This is a genomic window from Rhizobium sp. N324, from assembly GCF_001664485.1.
Taxonomy (GTDB): domain Bacteria; phylum Pseudomonadota; class Alphaproteobacteria; order Rhizobiales; family Rhizobiaceae; genus Rhizobium.
Map to the genome: position 1 here is coordinate 254,397 of NZ_CP013631.1, position 15,104 is coordinate 269,500.

Here is a 15,104-nt window from a genome sequence, read left to right on the forward strand (position 1 = left end):
TGCATGATCCAGCGTTATCAGAAGGGCTCGCGTATGAGCCAGGCCGTCAGCTATGGCGGTCTCGTCTATATTGCCGGCCAGGTCGCGGAAAATCGCAAGGCTGATATCGAGGAGCAGACCCGCGATGTGCTCGGCAAGATCGACGCCCTTTTGCAGGAAGCCGGCACCGATCGCTCGCGTCTCCTCGCCGTTAACGTCTTCCTGCCGGCGATTACCGATTTCGAGGCGATGAACGGCGTTTATGACAGCTGGATCGACATCGAAAACCCGCCGGCCCGCGCCTGCACCGAAGCGCGCCTGGCCGACCCGGACCTGCGCGTCGAAATGACCGCGGTCGCGGCGCTGTAACTGCGCGGCACCGCCCCGCACTGGAGGGACCATGCATAGCGGCCTCGTCAATCCGATCGACTTTTCGCGTGAGGGCCGGCAGGCCGGCCATCTCGCCATTCCCTATTCGATCGACCGTTCGCCTTACTATCAGATCCGCATTCCGATCCTTCGCCTCAAAAATGGCGAAGGGCCGTCTTTGCTGCTGATGGCCGGCAACCACGGCGACGAATACGAGGGCGAACTGCAGCTCGGCCGGCTGATGCGCCTGCTTGATGTTGCTGATATAAGTGGCGCCGTCACCATCCTGCCGATGGCGAACCTGCCGGCGGTGATGGCGGCCAAACGCTGCTCGCCCTTCGACGGCGGCAACCTCAACCGGGCTTTTCCCGGCGATCCCGCGGGGATCCCAACGGCGCGCTTGGCGCATTTCCTCGAACACGAACTCTTCCCGCGCCATGACGTCATGCTCGACCTGCATTCGGGCGGCACGTCGATGGCGCACCTGCCCTGCACGCTGATCGAGCGGCAGGCCGACGCCGTCCGCTTCGAGCGGTCGGTCGCGCTGACGCGGGCGATGGGCGCATCGCATGCCTTCATCGCTGACAATGGCCCGGCGGCGCCGACATCGATGGGGGCTGCGGCAAGGGCCGGTATCGTCGGTCTTTCCGGCGAGTTCGGCGGCGGTGGAAGCGTGACGCCTGCGACGATGGCCTTCACGGCGGCAGCGATCGATCGGCTGCTTTTGGCGCTCGGCATTATTAGGCGTCCGGTCCTTTCCCGCACGCCACTGGCTGAGCTTGGGCCGCTGCAACTCCTCTCGCTGTCCCGGCACAGCCAGGGCATCTACGCCGATCGCAGAGGCTGGTTCGAGCCGGCCGCAGCCCTTGGCGCCATGGTTTCGGCCGGCGACCTGGCCGGATGGTATCATGACCTGGAACGCCTGGAGCAGCCGGAGGAAGAGCTGTGCTTTGCCGAGGGCGGTATCGTCATTTCCCACCGGCTGCATTGCGACAGCCAGGCCGGCGATTGCCTGATCCAGGTCGCCGAACCGATTGCCGCTTAGCGAAGCCCGTCGACTGCCGCCCTGACCCAGTCGAGACGTTTGGCCGGGATCAGGCCGTAATTGTAGAAGTTCACGCCGTCAGCGCCGGCATCGACGGCCGCCTGGGCGCGTGCCGCCAGCACCGAGGCTTCACCGACCTCGGGATAGAAGACGCGCAGGCCGACACCGAGGAATTTCTCCGATCCAAGTGCCGCCCGGCCGGCGCGCATGACATCGGCGACAGCATCCGGCGTCATGTCGTAGCAGCAGAGGATCGCCCCGTCGCAGAGCTTGCCGACAGCTGAGAGATCGACGCCGCCGAGCCAGCCGTCCTTCAGGTCGATCAGCACGATCCGGCTCGCCGGATCGGCCGCCGCCTTGATCTCACCGATCAGGCTGGTCACCGGTTCGCTGCGCCAGGCGAGATAGGCGTGCAGATCGGGGTGGTCGCGGAAGGCGTCGATGCCGGCCGCCGGAAAATCCGGGAACTGGCGTTCCGGGACATCACGCTCGCAGAATTCGGCGATGAAGCGCGCAGCCGTTCGGCGTGCGCCTTCGACCGGTACACCGGCCTTTGCCGCGCGCGCCGTGCAATGGTCGCAGAAGCAGAGCGACAGCAGGAAATCATCCTCGGCATTGAGGCCGACGCCGTCTTTCTCATGATGGTATTCATGCGCGAAGCCCATGAAGTTCGGGCTTTCCAACTCCACCATATCCGGCCGGTAATTCTCCGTGATGTCGCGGACAAGGGTGACGGCATAGGCGCGCGCCGCCGGGCTGGAGGGGCAGAGATTATAATAGTTGGGATTGCCGAAGGCGTTGCGCGTCACGTGGTCGGGATACAGCATGCCGAGGCGGCTGTTGTGAAGGCAGACCGTCCAGCAGGAGACCCGCAGACCGGTCGCGTCGCGTCCCCTGGTCAGCGCCTCCAGCATGTCGCCGCGCTCGGTGACATTCTCCGCCATCAGCGGCCGGATCAGCTTGTCCTGCCACAGGCTCTCGTCCGGCCGGAAGTAGACCGTCCCGTCCTCGGGAAAATAGGCCTTTTGCTGCGGGCTGCGCGGCTGCAGGAAGCGGCCGGCATGATAGGAGGTCGCCATGCTGATCGTGTTGAGGCCTACCCTGTTGCGAAGCTCGGCGGCAATCGCATCGAGCCCTTGGTCCTGGATATCCCAGGGGTAAGTCCACATGGAAAGGTGCATGGCGCGCTCCGCTCAAGTCTGTCCACTTTATAGAACATGTGTCCATAATAGTGTCCAGAGTGACTTTGGCGCGCTCAGGCCTTTTGCTGTTCCTTGTCAGATGTCGACGACAAGGCCCTTGGCTTTCAGCACCGCTTCCAGATTGCTGACCTCGATGACCGATTTTCCCGCCTTGTAGGCAGCGATGTAACCGGCTTCGGCATCTTCGCGCGCCTGCGAAAGCCTCGCTGCCTCCTGCGCTTCCTGCCTGCGCACGACCACCAGGCCGTCGGCATCTCCGACGATGATGTCGCCGGGATTGATGGTTTCGCCGCCGACGATGATCGGGTCGTTCACCGCCGCAATGGTTTCCTTCACCGTGCCCTTGATGCAGACGCTGAGGGAGAAGACGGGGAAACCGAGTTCCCGCAACTGCAGTGTGTCGCGCACGCCGGTATCGGTCACGAGACCGCCGATGCCCTTGGCAAGGCAGGCATTGGCAAGCACGTCGCCGAAGGAGCCGGCCTCTTCGTATTCGCCGGCCGAGACGACGATGATATCCCCGGGCTTTGCATAGTTGATGGCGAGCTGCAGCATGATGTTGTCGCGCGGCGCGCATTTGACCGTGAATGCCGGGCCGCACAGTTTCATGCGGTAGTCGACGGGCTTGAGGCGGGAGGAAAGTGCGCCGCGGCGGCCCTGGGCTTCGTGGATGGTCGCCGGCGAAAATTTCGAAACGGCCTCGATGTCAGCTTTGCTGGGCCGTTCAGCGATGTCTTTTATATGAATCATGGGTGCCTCACATCGTTGGTAGACGGCGGGCAAATCCCGCCGTCTTATCTCGGTTGAATGTCTTCGGGAGGTTCCGAGACCGGTCGGTCTACGGGATCGGGTCGAATTTCAGCTGCGCGAGCGGCACGACTTTGTCCGTGCGGGTCATCTTGTACTCGGTGTTCGGGCCGAGCCACTTGTCCCAGATCTTGTTGATTTCACCGGACTCGTCGAGCTTGTGCAGGATCTCGTTGATCTTGGCGGTCAGCGCCGGCTGATCCTTGGCCATGCCGATGCCGATCGGCTGATAGAGCATCGGCTCCTCGATCATCCGCATTTCCTTGCCCTTGCTCTTCGATTCATTGACGAACTTGGTCGTCGTCATGGTGTTGGCGACCATGCCGCGCGCCTTGCCCTGCTGGACGGCGAGGTAGGCCGAAGCGGTATCCTGGAAGGTCAGCGGGTCGGATTTGTTGAGCTTGATCGACATTTCCGAGGTCGAGCCCTTGGTCGAAGCGATGCGCTGGCCGGCGTAATCGGCCTTCGACTTGCCGGCATCGTCGGCCGGCACGATCAGCATCTCCTTGGCGAGATAATAGGGATCGCTGAACTGGATCTGCTCGGCGCGGCTCAGCGTATAGGCAAGGTTGGCGACGGTGATGTCGACGCGGCCGAGCTTGACCTCCGGCACGCGGGCTTCGACCGAAACCGGCTTGATCTCGGCCTTGACGCCCAATTCCTTGGCGATGGCGCCGCAGAGATCGACGTCGAAGCCGGCCATTTCGCGGGTCTTCGGATCCGGCGAAGCGAAGGGAGGAACGTCGGCGAACGTCGCGCAGCGCAGGGTCTTGGCCGACATGATGGTGTCGAGCTGATCGGCTTTCGCGGGCAAGGCGGCTGCCAGGCCGGCAAATGCGACGGTGAGGCTTAGGTATTTCCAGTTCATTGCTGTTCTCCTTTGTTTTTGGTGGTTGGTATCAATGCCTGAGATCAGCGAGGAAACGCTGAGCCCGGGGATGGGTCGGATTTTTGAAGAAGTCCTCGGGAGTTGCCGTTTCGATGATCTGGCCGGCATCGATGAACCAGATCCGGTCGGCGACATCGCGCGCAAAACCCATTTCGTGGGTGACGCAGAGCATGGTCATGCCTTCGGCGGCCAGGCTCTTCATGACCGCGAGCACTTCGCCGACCATTTCGGGATCGAGTGCGCTCGTCGGTTCGTCGAACAGCATCACCGGCGGTTCCATGGCAAGCGCACGGGCGATCGCCACCCGCTGCTGCTGACCGCCAGACAGCTGCCCGGGATAGGCGCGGGCCTTGTCGGCGAGGCCGACCCGATCGAGCAGCTTGAGGGCCTTTTCATGCGCGATACCGGGCGCCACGCCCTTCACCCGGATCGGCGACATCGATACGTTCTCGGCGACCGAAAGATGCGGAAACAGGTTGAAGTTCTGAAACACGAAGCCGATCCGGCTGCGCATCGCATTGAGCGCCTTTGCCCGCATCGAGGCATGAATATCTTGTCCGTCCAGCGTGATCGATCCGCTGTTGATCTCCTCAAGACGATTGATCGTGCGGATCAGCGTCGATTTTCCCGAACCGGACGGTCCGCAGATGACCACGACCTCGCCGCGCGCCACCTCGGCGTCGATATCCTTCAGAACCGGATAGTCGCCATAGCTCTTGCAGACCCGTGAAAGCCGGATCGTCTGCGATTCCTGCATTGAAACGGACATGGTCATAGCTGCTCCGATACGATTTTCGACGGCGTGACCACGGCGGCGGGGACGTTGAGAAGTCCCGCACGCCGCCGCGTGATGCGCCGCTCGAGGCGATTTGCGAAGTAGGTCAGCGTCCAGCAGATGGCGAAGTAGACGATCGCCAGGATGAGGAAGACCTGGAAGGGCTGCGTCAGCAGCTGGTTGTTGACCTGGCTTGCGGCAAAGGTCAGGTCCGGCACGTTGATCACGTAACCGAGCGTCGTATCCTTGATCGTCGAGACGAAGGTGGAGAGGATGCTCGGGATCATGTTGTAGAGCGCCTGCGGCAGGATGATGTAGCGCATTGCGCCGATATAGCTGTGGCCAAGCGCCCGCGCCGCATCCATCTGGCCGGGACCGAGCGCGACGATGCCGGCTCTGACGACTTCGCTCAAAAACGCGCTCTGATAGACCACGAGCGTCGTCAGCATGGTGACGAAGCTCGGCACGTCGGCGCCGGTCAGCAGCGGAACCAGGAAATAGCTCCACAGAATCAGCATCAAGAGCGGCACGCCCCTGGTGAAATAGACAAGGGCGGTGACCGGCCAGCGCAGCAGCGGCGATTTGGAGAGCCGCGCCATTGCAAACAGGATGCTGATCGGAAAGGCGAGAGCGATGCTGAGCGCCGACAGGATCAGCGTATTGGCGAGCCCGCCGAGCGGTCCGTTCGGATATTGGCCGATCAGGAGCAGCAGCCAGTAGTCGCGGACGATGGCGATCATGTCGTGGATCATGCGCGCGCACTCCTGGCAGGATCGGCGCGCATCGACAGATAGGCGCCGATGCTCATGATCACGAGCGAGAAGAAGAGGTAGAGAACCGTGCCGATCAGGTAGATCTCGAAGGTGCGGAAGCTGAGGTTTTCAATTTCCTTGACCGCATGGGTCAGTTCCGACGCGCCGATGACGACGGCGAGGCTGCTGTTCTTGAACAGGGAGACACTGTGATTGATGAGCGGCGGCAGCGCGTTGCGCACGCCCTGCGGCATGATGACGAAACGCATCGCCGAGACGTAACCGTGGCCGAGAGCGCGGGCTGCCTCCATCTGGCCGGGACCGACCGAGCGCACGCCCGAACGAAGGTCTTCGCTGAAATAGGCTGCCTGGCAGAGCCCGAGCCCGATCACCGCGAAGATCGCCTCGGCATTGTGGCTTGCGAGCCAAGTCGCCACCCCGTTCGGCATCAGGGTGAAAATCCCGAAATACCACAGCATCAGCTGAACCAGGGTGGGGACGTTACGGTGGTAGGATACGTAAGCGGCGACCAACGGATCGCCAAAGCGGAAGGGCGACAGGCGCACACACAGCAGCAGCAGTGCGAGCGCCATCGCCAGAGACCAGGACCCGGCATAAATGATGAAGGTCATCTCGATGCCATGCAGCAGCATGGCGGCATATTCGGGATTCCCCAGGATTGCCGAAAGGTCGAAGCCGCTCACGAGCCTGGCTCCCCGGATGGAGCCGTCTTCGGCTGCGGCCTTGCGGTCTGCAGGCCGCCCATGACCTGTAGCGTCGGCGTGATCTCCATGTGTCCGATGTTGACGGCAACGGGAGCCGATATGGCGAAGGCGATCGCGTCGGCGATATCGGCCGCTTCAGGCAGTTCGAAACCGTCGATGAACTTTTCCCGAATGCTCGGATCATCGCCGTGGACGTGATTGAAAATATCGGTGGCGACGCGGCCGGGGCAGATTTCGGTGACCCGCACCCGTTTGCCGAACGCGTCGATGCGCAGCTGGTTGCACAGCATGCTCACGCCGGCCTTGGTGGCGTGATAGGAGGAGTTGCCTCCGAAATTATAAGCGCCGGCGATCGACGAGATATTGATGACATGGCCGCGGTCGCGCGCCACCATGCCCGGCACCACCAGGCGGCAGATGTGCAGAACCGCGCGGAGATTGACGTCGACGAGGAGGTCGATATCGCCCTCGTCGGCTTCCAGGAACTTCTTCGGCCGGTCGACGCCGGCATTGTTGACGAGAATGTCGAACTCCACCCGGCCGGCGAGCTCGGCGATCGCCGGACGGTCGGTCACATCGATGGCATGGGCAATACAGCCCGTACGCTCGGCCAGCTGCTGCAGCGCTTCAGCGCTGCGGGCAACGGCATGGACCTCGATATTCTCCCGGCGAAGCCGCTCAACCACGGCTGCGCCGATCCCGGAGGATGCGCCGGTCACCAATGCGGTCTTGTAATCGGAGAATGGCATTGTCGTTCCCTTGTGGTTGATTGAGACAGTAGCGAAGCTTTAACCCCTTGCCTAAGACCGATTATCTCTGGAGCAATAAGCAACGGTTATGGAGCCGGCGCGGTCTGCCGAAGAAGAGAAAGCGGCGATGCCGGTATTCTCTCGCGGCCCCGCTTCAGGCCGCGCCGCGTTGCAAAAGCAATGCGCCTCTGCAAACATGCCATCCGCAGATCAGAACGGTACCCCGATCCCCATGGACATCAGACGCCTCAAATCTTTCATCGTGATCGTCGACAGCGGCAGCATCACGCGAGCGGCGGATCTCTTGCATATCGCCCAGCCGGCTCTCAGCCAGCAGCTCGCGGCGCTGGAAGAGCATTTCGGCCACAAGCTGCTGATCCGCAGCCAGCAGGGCGTCAGCATGACCGATGCCGGGCACGCGGTATATCGCCATGCGCAGATCATCCTTCGGCAGATGGAACAGGCGCAGGCCGATGCATCGGCGGCAGGCAATTCGCTTGCCGGGCGCGTCTCGGTCGGCCTGGTGCCGTTCAGCAGTGCGGCGACGCTCTCCGTCGATCTGCTGGCGGAAACCCGGAAGCGGCATCCCGGTATTCTGCTGCACCTGACAGAAAGCGTCGGCCAGACCTATAGCCAGATGATCATGAACGGCCGGCTGGAGATGGCGCTTCTGCATGGAACCGGACCGATCAAAGGCGTGCGCTTCGAACCGATCCTCAGCGAAGAGTTTTTTCTGGTCGCCCATCGCGACTTTGCCATCGAAACGGATACGAAACCCGTTGCGGTCAACGCTCTCGACGGCATACCGCTGCTCCTGCCGCCGGCCTATAACTTCGTCCGCCGCGCGGTCGACACTGCCTTCACCCGCACACGCACCAATTTGAAGGTCGTGGCGGAGGTCGAGATCGTGCGCACGCTCGCCCGCGCGGTCGGCAGCGGCCTCGGCGCGACGATCATGCCGAAGGCGATTGCCGATCGCATCGTCTCGGAATCGAGCGAGCCGCTGATCTGCCGGCTGGTCTCGCCGCGGATCGAAGAAACCCTGTCGCTTTGCGTTTCCGACCAGAATCCCCTGTCGGAACCGGCCCTTGCCGTCCGCGACATCCTTCTGGAATTGACGGCGCGGCTGAAGGGTTAAAAGCGGTCAGCGCATCTCCTTGCAGAACTGGGCGATACGCGCGCAGCCTTCCCCGAGTTTTTCCATGCTTGTCGCGTAGGAAATGCGAAAGAAGGGGCTCATTCCGTAAGCCGCGCCTTGCACAGTCGCGACATGATGCTCCTCAACCAGGCCCATGACAAAATCGACGTCGGTCTCGATCTTTCGCCCGCCCTTGCTGGTCTTGCCGATCAGCCCCGATATATTGGGATAGATATAAAAGGCGCCTTCGGGCCGATGGCAGCGCAGCCCTTCCACCTCCGACAATTTGTCGAGGACGAAGTCGCGTCGCGTTTTGTAGATCGCCGCCCGCTCCTTCAGCAGGTCTTGGGGCCCGTCCAGCGCCGCGGTCGCCGCCGCCTGGGTCAGCGTTGCGATGCCGCCGCCATTCTGGCCGTTGACGTTGCTGATGGCCGAGATCAATTCTTTCGGGCCGGCGCAGAAGCCGAGCCGCCAGCCGGTCATGGCGTAAGCCTTGGAGACGCCGTTCATCGTCAGGACGCGGTCGTATAGTCTCGGCTCGACTTCCGCAATCGTGCAGAACTGGAAGTCGTCGTAGACCAGATGTTCGTAGATATCGTCGGTCATGATCCAGACGTTGGGATGGCGCAGCATGACCTCGGCGATAGCGGCCATCTCCGCCCGCGAGCAGGCGGCGCCGGTGGGATTGTTCGGGAAATTCAGGAAGAGCCATTTGGTACGCGGCGTGATCGCCGCTTCCAGATCCTCCGGGCGCAGCTTGAAGCCGGTCTGCTCGTGGCAGGGGACGGCGACCGGCACGCCGCCGGCGAATTTGACGATGTCGGCATAGCTGACCCAGGAGGGCGTCGGGATGACGACCTCGTCGCCCGGATTGCAGGTCGCCAGCATGGCATTGAAGATCACCTGCTTGCCGCCGCCGGAGACGACGATCTGGCTGGCGTCGTAGTCGAGATTGTTGTCGCGCTTGAACTTTTTGATGATGGCGGATTTGAGCGCCGGCGTGCCGTCCATCGGCGGATATTTCGTATCGCCTGCAAGTGCAGCCGCATGGGCCGCCTCGATCGCATGCGCCGGGGTGGGGAAATCCGGCTCGCCGGAGGAGAGGCTGACCACCTTGATCCCTTTGGCCGCCAATTCCCGGGCCCGCTGGGTCATGGCGGCGGATGCTGAAATGGAGACGTTTTTCAGTCGGTCGGCGATGACGGACATTGACATGGTCCTTCGATGAGGGATTGAAACGAGAGACCGCCCGCAGGCGATCGGAATTGCGTTATTCGGCGAGTTCGGCGGCAGGTGCGAGGGTGGCGCCCATGGCTTCGATTTCACCGCGCACGATGCCGGCGAGCTCGAGGGCGCCCGGTGTGTCGCTGTGGACGAGAATGGAGCGTGCCGGCATGGCGATCACCGCACCGTCGATCGACTCGACGCTGCCGTCGACGAGGAATTTCCGCACACGGGCGCGTACGGCGGCTTCGTCCTTGATGACGGCTCCGGGCAGCCCACGCGTGACAAGCTTGCCGCCGGCGTCATAGGCCCGATCCGCGAGGAAAAGCGCTAGCGTTTTCAGGCGCGCGCGTTTCGCCGCCTGCTCGATCTCGCTGCCTGACGTGACGAAAACGACGAGATTGGCGTCGACGGCCGCGATCGCATCCATCATCATATCGGCAAGGACCGGGTCGCGGTTGACCATGTTACCCATGGCCGCATGGAAGCTGATATGGGAGACGGCGACCCGCTCGGTTCTGGCAATCGCCATCAGCGCGCCGAGCTGGTAGAGCATCTGCTGGCGAAGCTCGTCCGCCTGAAAGGGCATTTCGCGCCGGCCGAAGCCCAGCCGGTCGGGCAGGCCGGGATGGGCGCCGATGCCGACGCCATTCTGCTTTGCCAGCCGCACCATGCGCCCCATCGTATCGGGGTCGCCGCCGTGGAAACCGCAGGCGATATTAGCCGAGGAGACGATCTTCATCATCGCTTCGTCATCGCAAAGCCGATAGGGACCAAATCCTTCGCCCATGTCGGAATTCAGATCGATCTTCATCCGTTCCTCCTTTTGCCTCCCTTAGGCCATCGCCTTCAGGGCACGCTTGACCATCCCGGATGTCAGCCTGACATCCTCGACGTAACGGGCCACGGCCTGTTCGACCGCGCGTGCTTCCGCATGCGTCGAGCGGACGAATTTCAGGCGGGCGCCGATGCGGGCCTGACCGAGCCGCCAGAGGTCGCATTCGATCACGCCGGCGATCTTCGGATAGCCGCCGGCAGTATTCGCATCGCTCATCTGCACGATCGGTTCGCCGCCGGGCGGAACCTGGATCACGCCGGGCACGACGCCATGAGAGCGCATCTCGATGGTGGCGGTCGGCGTGATCGGCTCGCCGGACAGGCGGTAGCCCGTGCGGTCGCTGCGCGAGGAAATCCGCCAGGTCTGGCTCCAGAAGGCTTCGCCGTCTCCGGCGAAAAGACCATGCTCGCCGGCAGGCAGGGCGCGGATCGGCAGCACGCCATCGACGGGCGCCGGGAAGACCTCACGCAGTGCCACGGCCGGCTCGATGACGGCGAGGCCCGTGGCCGGCAGCATGGCAATCTCCAAGTCCTCGCCGACCGCGATCCGATCGCCCTTCGCCAGCGGCCGGCCGGCATTGCCGCCGAAACCGCCGCGCAGCGACGTGCTGCGCGACCCCATGACAACTGGAATATCCAGCCCGCCGCCGACCGAAATATAGGCGCGCGCCAGCCGGGGCTGCTTCAGTTCGAGAACCTGTCCGAGCTCTGCCACGTAGGCGCACCAAGGAATGAGTTCCGATCCGTCGAGGTGAGGATGACCGTCGGTGCCGGTCACGGCAAAGACGGTGCGCCGCTCGAAACGCAGGCTGAACGGAAAGGTCTGCACCTCGATCACAGCCGCATTCTCGTCATTGCCGACGAGAATATTGCCGATCCTGACCGCCAGCGGATCCATCGCGCCGCTCGCCGACACGCCGATATCACGATAGCCGGGGCGTCCCAGATCCTGCACCGTGTTGAAAGGGCCGCTTTCGCAAATCTCGATCATAGCTCGATCCTTGCCGGCAGGAACCGTACCGTATCTCCGGGCGCCATCATGGCGGGGGTCGGCGCGGTTGGGTCGAACATGTCAAGCGTCGCAAATCCGATGGAGTTCCAGCCGTTCGGACCTGTCAGCATGGCGACGCCGGTCTGCATGCCGCCGATGGTGACGCAGCCCTTCGGCATCTTCAGCGACGGCACGGTCTTCCGTGGCATGTAGATGCGCGGATCGAGGCCATGCAGATAGCCGAAACCAGGTGCGCTGCCCAAGGCGAAGACACGATAGGTGGCTTCATAGTGGATGCGGACGATTTCGCGGTCGCGAAGCCCCGAGAGATCGCAAAGGGCCGGAAGATCGCTCGCATATTCGCCGCCGTAATGGACGGGGATTTCGATGGTCTTGCCGTTGAGGTCGATGCTCTGCGCATTCTCCCATGCGTCCAGCAGCCGCGCGACCACCGCATCGGGATATTCGGGCGTTTCCCTGAATATCACCAGCAGATTGGTCATCCCGGGAATGTCTTCGGCAATATCAGGCCAGCCCTTCACCGTTCGGGACAGAGCCCAGATCCGCCGCTGTGCGACGAGATCGAAATCGCCTGGCGCCTCGAGCAGGAAGGATCTGGCCCCGATTGCGGAAACCCGCGCCCGGCTTTGGGTGGCCGGAACGATTTCGCGTTGCGAGGCATGTCTGTTCGTCGTGGCGATCATGATGGCAGCTCGATTTCGAACAGAGGGTCGCCGAAGCCGACCAGGGCGCCGGGCTCGGCGAGCAGCCTGGTCAAAACACCGGAATGGCCGGCGCGAAGGGGAAGCAGCACATGTGCTACCCTGACGAAGCCGAGGACATCGGCATCGGATATGGAGCGCGGCAGAGTTTGGGGCGTGACGGCGGCGGCCGGATGTTCGGCGCAGAAATGCCCCGCCAGCGGCGCCTTCACGACGAAAGGTGCAGAGTTCGAAGCGCGGGGTGGGGCTGCCGGCACGCTGATGCGGGCGCCGCCCTCCCCCGAAATGACGATGCGAATCTGCCCGTCAGGCCGGGAGATTTCGAGGCCCGCCACGCCGGCGGCCGTCAGCGCGTCGGTGAGAAATGCAATGGTTGCGGGATCGCTGAAATCGATGGCGTTCATGCCGCCGCCCTCCGCAGCTTCAGCCAATGCTCGAGATAGTGGATATCCGTCTCACCGCGCGCGAATGCGTGGTCCTCGAACAGGGCGCGCAGAAAGGGAATATTGGTGGCGATGCCCTCGATCTCGGTGCCGGCAAGCGCCTCGCACATTCTGGCCATCGCTTTCGCCCGCGTCGGCGCGTGAACGATCAGCTTGGCGATCAGGGAGTCGTAATAGGGCGAGACCCTGTAGCCGGGATGAATATGCGTATCGACGCGGATGCCTGGCCCCCGGGGCAAAACCAGATGGGTGACGACACCGGCCGATGGCAGGAAGGTGTCGGGATCCTCGGCATTGATGCGGCATTCGAAAGAGTGGCCTTCGCAACTCACATCGCCTTGGGCGAGCTCTAGAACGTCGCCTTGGGCCGCCTTTATCTGCGCCTGGACGATATCGACCCCGCTCGTCAGTTCGGTGACGGGATGCTCGACCTGAAGCCGCGTGTTCATCTCGATGAAATAGAAAGCGCCGTCCTCATAGAGGAATTCAAAGGTGCCGACGCCGCGGTAGCCGATCTGACGGCAGGCCTGGACGCAAGCCATGCCGACTGGTTGAATGATATCGGGCGCGATCCCGGGCGCCGGCGCTTCTTCCACCACTTTCTGATGGCGGCGCTGCATCGAGCAATCCCGGTGACCCAGCCACACGGCATTGCCGTGGTCGTCGCAAAGAACCTGGATCTCGATGTGGCGCGGATGCTGGAGGAATTTCTCCATGTAGAGCGAGGGTGAGCCGAAGGCCTTGCGCGCCTCTTCGCGCGTCAGCGCGATCGCTTCATGCAGTTGATCGGCCTTCAGCACGACGCGCATGCCGCGCCCGCCGCCGCCGCCGGACGCCTTGACGATGACGGGATAGCCGATCTCCAGCGCGATGCGCTCGATTGCGGCCGGGTCGTCGGGCAGCGCGCTGTCGGGACCGGGAACGCAGGGGACGCCGGCCGCCATCATCGCCCGCTTCGCCGCGATCTTGTCGCCCATGGTCGCGATCGATGAAGCGGTCGGACCGATGAAAGTCAGTCCGGCCCTTTCGACGGCGTCGGCGAATGCGGTGTTCTCAGACAGGAAACCGTAACCGGGATGGATGGCGCCCGCACCGGTCAGGCGTGCGGCGAGAAGAATAGCATCCTGATTGAGATAGCTCCTGCCCGCAGCCGACGGGCCGATGCAGAGAAAACTGTCAGCGGTTTTGATGTAGGACGCTTGCCTGTCCGCCTCGGAGCAGATCGCGACCGTCTTGAGGCCGAGTTCGCGGCAGGCGCGCTGAACCCGGGCGGCGATCTCGCCGCGATTGGCGATGAGGACCGTATCGAAACGGCGTCCTGAGGCAGCGGATTGTTCCAACTTTTCCGGCATCAGGCGATCTCCGCCAAGAGGTCGCCGGTCTCGACCTCGCCATTGTCGATATCGGTAAGGTGCGTGATGCGCCCGGACCGCGGCGCGGCGATCGTGTTGAAGACCTTCATCGCCTCGATGATGAAAAGGGTCTGCCCCTCCTCCACCGCGTCACCGATCGCGACGAACGGCGGCTCGCCGGGCGTCGGAGCCCGGTGCAGCACGCCGAAGACGGGCGCCGTCACCGCATGGGAGGTTTTCTCGACGCTGGAAGGCGCATGGGAGACAGGGCTTTTCGTCGATTCCAGCTTTTGCGACGGCTCGGCAACAACTGCCTCTGCCAGTGATGTGCGGAATATCCGAACCGTCACGTCCTTTTCCGTCACCGTCAGCTCGGTAATGTTCGATCGTCCGACAAAGTCGATCAGCGTCTTGATCTTCGAGAGGTCCATGTGCGTGCTCGGAATTTCAGAATTCCACCGCGCATAGCTGAAGTTTCAGATCGCCCGGCGTTGTGATTTTCGTAGCACGACGTATGGGTTGATGGGGTCAGACGAAGTTTTGATGGAGCGCAATTGGCCCTGCGGGAACTATCGCCGGCCGGCCCCTGACGGCAGCCGGGCCGGCGAGACGAAATAGAGTCCATCGAGGAGAAAGGCGTTTTTGGAAGCGGCGCCCCCTCAGACAGACTGCCCATGGGGACAGTGGCTCGCCAAGTCGTAGACCGTCGGCTCGAATTGACGTGGCCCGTCAACGATCAGACGATCAAAAATCCTTGTATGGCGCTCTTCTGGCCATTCAGTTTTATCACAACCCACAAGGGTGGGTCGGGCGGCTTTTTGGTGGTATCGGTAGGCTTGGCGCCAAGCGCCGGTTTGGCGACGACGGGCCATACCTTGTCCGTGCTCGTAGCAGAATCATCTGCAAGTACTTCGACGTCAATTCTATCGCTGCCATCTTGCTTGGTAGATACATAGACATCCATCCCCTCGCCAAAGCCGTTGCCTATGAGTGTAAACGGCGTTCGTGTGCGTAGCGGAGCTTGCACAGGCTTGGGGTCCAAGCGCACAATTTCGAGAGTAGTTTTTGCGGCCATGATCGCCTCCCTGGTCCATCCCTATCCGTA

18 protein-coding genes are annotated in these 15,104 nt (G+C 62.7%); 3 read left to right on the top strand and 15 right to left on the bottom strand.

Features of this window, described 5'->3' with window-relative positions:
* Positions 1-3 precede the first annotated feature (3 nt).
* Both AMK05_RS23475 and AMK05_RS23480 read left to right on the top strand, forming a co-directional pair.
* Positions 4-348 (top strand): RidA family protein, encoded by a 345-nt coding sequence (locus AMK05_RS23475; protein ID WP_064841708.1) that lies wholly within the window; start codon positions 4-6, stop codon positions 346-348.
* Positions 349-379: 31 nt separating this feature from the next.
* Positions 380-1,393 carry a succinylglutamate desuccinylase/aspartoacylase family protein gene (locus AMK05_RS23480; protein WP_064841709.1) on the top strand — a complete coding sequence of 338 codons (1,014 nt, stop codon included), beginning with the start codon at positions 380-382 and terminating at the stop codon, positions 1,391-1,393.
* Here the strand turns inward: AMK05_RS23480 and AMK05_RS23485 are convergent.
* The 7 genes from AMK05_RS23485 to AMK05_RS23515 form a co-directional block, all read right to left on the bottom strand.
* Complete coding sequence (locus AMK05_RS23485) at positions 1,390-2,574, bottom strand: hypothetical protein (protein WP_064841710.1); 1,185 nt, start codon at positions 2,572-2,574, stop codon at positions 1,390-1,392. The two genes, AMK05_RS23480 and AMK05_RS23485, sit on opposite strands and share 4 nt — an antisense overlap.
* A 96-nt stretch (positions 2,575-2,670) precedes the next feature.
* The gene (locus tag AMK05_RS23490; RefSeq protein ID WP_064841711.1) at positions 2,671-3,345 is read right to left on the bottom strand and encodes a 4-carboxy-4-hydroxy-2-oxoadipate aldolase/oxaloacetate decarboxylase; all 675 of its coding nucleotides are present in this window, start codon (positions 3,343-3,345) and stop codon (positions 2,671-2,673) included.
* A gap of 88 nt (positions 3,346-3,433) precedes the next feature.
* Positions 3,434-4,270 (bottom strand): ABC transporter substrate-binding protein, encoded by an 837-nt coding sequence (locus AMK05_RS23495; RefSeq protein WP_064841712.1) that lies wholly within the window; start codon positions 4,268-4,270, stop codon positions 3,434-3,436.
* Positions 4,271-4,301: 31 nt separating this feature from the next.
* Positions 4,302-5,066, bottom strand: a complete 765-nt coding sequence (locus AMK05_RS23500) for an amino acid ABC transporter ATP-binding protein (RefSeq protein WP_064841713.1) — start codon at positions 5,064-5,066, stop codon at positions 4,302-4,304.
* Positions 5,063-5,818, bottom strand: a complete 756-nt coding sequence (locus AMK05_RS23505) for an amino acid ABC transporter permease (RefSeq protein ID WP_064841714.1) — start codon at positions 5,816-5,818, stop codon at positions 5,063-5,065. Before AMK05_RS23505 ends, AMK05_RS23500 begins: the two co-directional genes overlap by 4 nt.
* Positions 5,815-6,522 (bottom strand): amino acid ABC transporter permease, encoded by a 708-nt coding sequence (locus AMK05_RS23510; protein WP_064841715.1) that lies wholly within the window; start codon positions 6,520-6,522, stop codon positions 5,815-5,817. The genes AMK05_RS23505 and AMK05_RS23510 overlap by 4 nt, the downstream gene beginning before the upstream one ends.
* Positions 6,519-7,292, bottom strand: a complete 774-nt coding sequence (locus AMK05_RS23515) for an SDR family oxidoreductase (protein WP_064841716.1) — start codon at positions 7,290-7,292, stop codon at positions 6,519-6,521. The genes AMK05_RS23510 and AMK05_RS23515 overlap by 4 nt, the downstream gene beginning before the upstream one ends.
* 232 nt (positions 7,293-7,524) lie before the next feature.
* Here AMK05_RS23515 and nac point away from each other — a divergent pair, with 232 nt between their 5' ends.
* Positions 7,525-8,430 (top strand): nitrogen assimilation transcriptional regulator NAC, encoded by a 906-nt coding sequence (gene nac, locus AMK05_RS23520; RefSeq protein ID WP_064841717.1) that lies wholly within the window; start codon positions 7,525-7,527, stop codon positions 8,428-8,430.
* A 6-nt stretch (positions 8,431-8,436) separates the two neighbouring features.
* Here the strand turns inward: nac and AMK05_RS23525 are convergent, their stop codons facing one another.
* The 8 genes from AMK05_RS23525 to AMK05_RS23560 form a co-directional block, all read right to left on the bottom strand.
* On the bottom strand, positions 8,437-9,639 hold the full coding sequence (locus tag AMK05_RS23525) for a pyridoxal phosphate-dependent aminotransferase (protein ID WP_064841718.1): 1,203 nt from the start codon (positions 9,637-9,639) through the stop codon (positions 8,437-8,439).
* Between the two features lie 61 nt (positions 9,640-9,700).
* Positions 9,701-10,468 carry a 5-oxoprolinase subunit PxpA gene (locus AMK05_RS23530; RefSeq protein WP_064841719.1) on the bottom strand — a complete coding sequence of 256 codons (768 nt, stop codon included), beginning with the start codon at positions 10,466-10,468 and terminating at the stop codon, positions 9,701-9,703.
* Between the two features lie 21 nt (positions 10,469-10,489).
* Positions 10,490-11,482, bottom strand: a complete 993-nt coding sequence (locus AMK05_RS23535) for a biotin-dependent carboxyltransferase family protein (RefSeq protein ID WP_064841720.1) — start codon at positions 11,480-11,482, stop codon at positions 10,490-10,492.
* Positions 11,479-12,186, bottom strand: coding sequence for a 5-oxoprolinase subunit PxpB (pxpB, locus tag AMK05_RS23540; protein ID WP_064841721.1), 708 nt, complete (start codon positions 12,184-12,186; stop codon positions 11,479-11,481). Before pxpB ends, AMK05_RS23535 begins: the two co-directional genes overlap by 4 nt.
* Entirely contained in the window at positions 12,183-12,608 is a 426-nt protein-coding gene (locus tag AMK05_RS23545; protein ID WP_064841722.1) for an acetyl-CoA carboxylase biotin carboxyl carrier protein, read from the bottom strand. The genes pxpB and AMK05_RS23545 overlap by 4 nt, the downstream gene beginning before the upstream one ends.
* A complete protein-coding gene (gene accC / locus AMK05_RS23550; protein WP_064841723.1) occupies positions 12,605-13,999 on the bottom strand; it encodes an acetyl-CoA carboxylase biotin carboxylase subunit in 1,395 nt (464 codons plus the stop codon). The genes AMK05_RS23545 and accC overlap by 4 nt, the downstream gene beginning before the upstream one ends.
* Positions 13,999-14,430 carry an acetyl-CoA carboxylase biotin carboxyl carrier protein gene (locus tag AMK05_RS23555; RefSeq protein WP_064841724.1) on the bottom strand — a complete coding sequence of 144 codons (432 nt, stop codon included), beginning with the start codon at positions 14,428-14,430 and terminating at the stop codon, positions 13,999-14,001. The genes accC and AMK05_RS23555 overlap by 1 nt, the downstream gene beginning before the upstream one ends.
* Positions 14,431-14,735: 305 nt before the next feature.
* Positions 14,736-15,074 (bottom strand): hypothetical protein, encoded by a 339-nt coding sequence (locus AMK05_RS23560; protein ID WP_064841725.1) that lies wholly within the window; start codon positions 15,072-15,074, stop codon positions 14,736-14,738.
* Positions 15,075-15,104: the final 30 nt, after the last annotated feature.

Coding starts and splice junctions, on each gene's coding strand:
- AMK05_RS23530 (WP_064841719.1), bottom strand. CDS start 10,468: ATGAAGATCGATCTGAATTCCGACATGGGCGAAGGATTTGGTCCCTAT.
- AMK05_RS23475 (WP_064841708.1), top strand. CDS start 4: ATGATCCAGCGTTATCAGAAGGGCTCGCGTATGAGCCAGGCCGTCAGC.
- AMK05_RS23485 (WP_064841710.1), bottom strand. CDS start 2,574: ATGCACCTTTCCATGTGGACTTACCCCTGGGATATCCAGGACCAAGGG.
- AMK05_RS23505 (WP_064841714.1), bottom strand. CDS start 5,818: ATGATCCACGACATGATCGCCATCGTCCGCGACTACTGGCTGCTGCTC.
- AMK05_RS23495 (WP_064841712.1), bottom strand. CDS start 4,270: ATGAACTGGAAATACCTAAGCCTCACCGTCGCATTTGCCGGCCTGGCA.
- AMK05_RS23560 (WP_064841725.1), bottom strand. CDS start 15,074: ATGGCCGCAAAAACTACTCTCGAAATTGTGCGCTTGGACCCCAAGCCT.
- pxpB (WP_064841721.1), bottom strand. CDS start 12,186: ATGATCGCCACGACGAACAGACATGCCTCGCAACGCGAAATCGTTCCG.
- accC (WP_064841723.1), bottom strand. CDS start 13,999: ATGCCGGAAAAGTTGGAACAATCCGCTGCCTCAGGACGCCGTTTCGAT.
- AMK05_RS23555 (WP_064841724.1), bottom strand. CDS start 14,430: ATGGACCTCTCGAAGATCAAGACGCTGATCGACTTTGTCGGACGATCG.
- AMK05_RS23480 (WP_064841709.1), top strand. CDS start 380: ATGCATAGCGGCCTCGTCAATCCGATCGACTTTTCGCGTGAGGGCCGG.
- nac (WP_064841717.1), top strand. CDS start 7,525: ATGGACATCAGACGCCTCAAATCTTTCATCGTGATCGTCGACAGCGGC.
- AMK05_RS23535 (WP_064841720.1), bottom strand. CDS start 11,482: ATGATCGAGATTTGCGAAAGCGGCCCTTTCAACACGGTGCAGGATCTG.
- AMK05_RS23525 (WP_064841718.1), bottom strand. CDS start 9,639: ATGTCCGTCATCGCCGACCGACTGAAAAACGTCTCCATTTCAGCATCC.
- AMK05_RS23500 (WP_064841713.1), bottom strand. CDS start 5,066: ATGACCATGTCCGTTTCAATGCAGGAATCGCAGACGATCCGGCTTTCA.
- AMK05_RS23545 (WP_064841722.1), bottom strand. CDS start 12,608: ATGAACGCCATCGATTTCAGCGATCCCGCAACCATTGCATTTCTCACC.
- AMK05_RS23515 (WP_064841716.1), bottom strand. CDS start 7,292: ATGCCATTCTCCGATTACAAGACCGCATTGGTGACCGGCGCATCCTCC.
- AMK05_RS23490 (WP_064841711.1), bottom strand. CDS start 3,345: ATGATTCATATAAAAGACATCGCTGAACGGCCCAGCAAAGCTGACATC.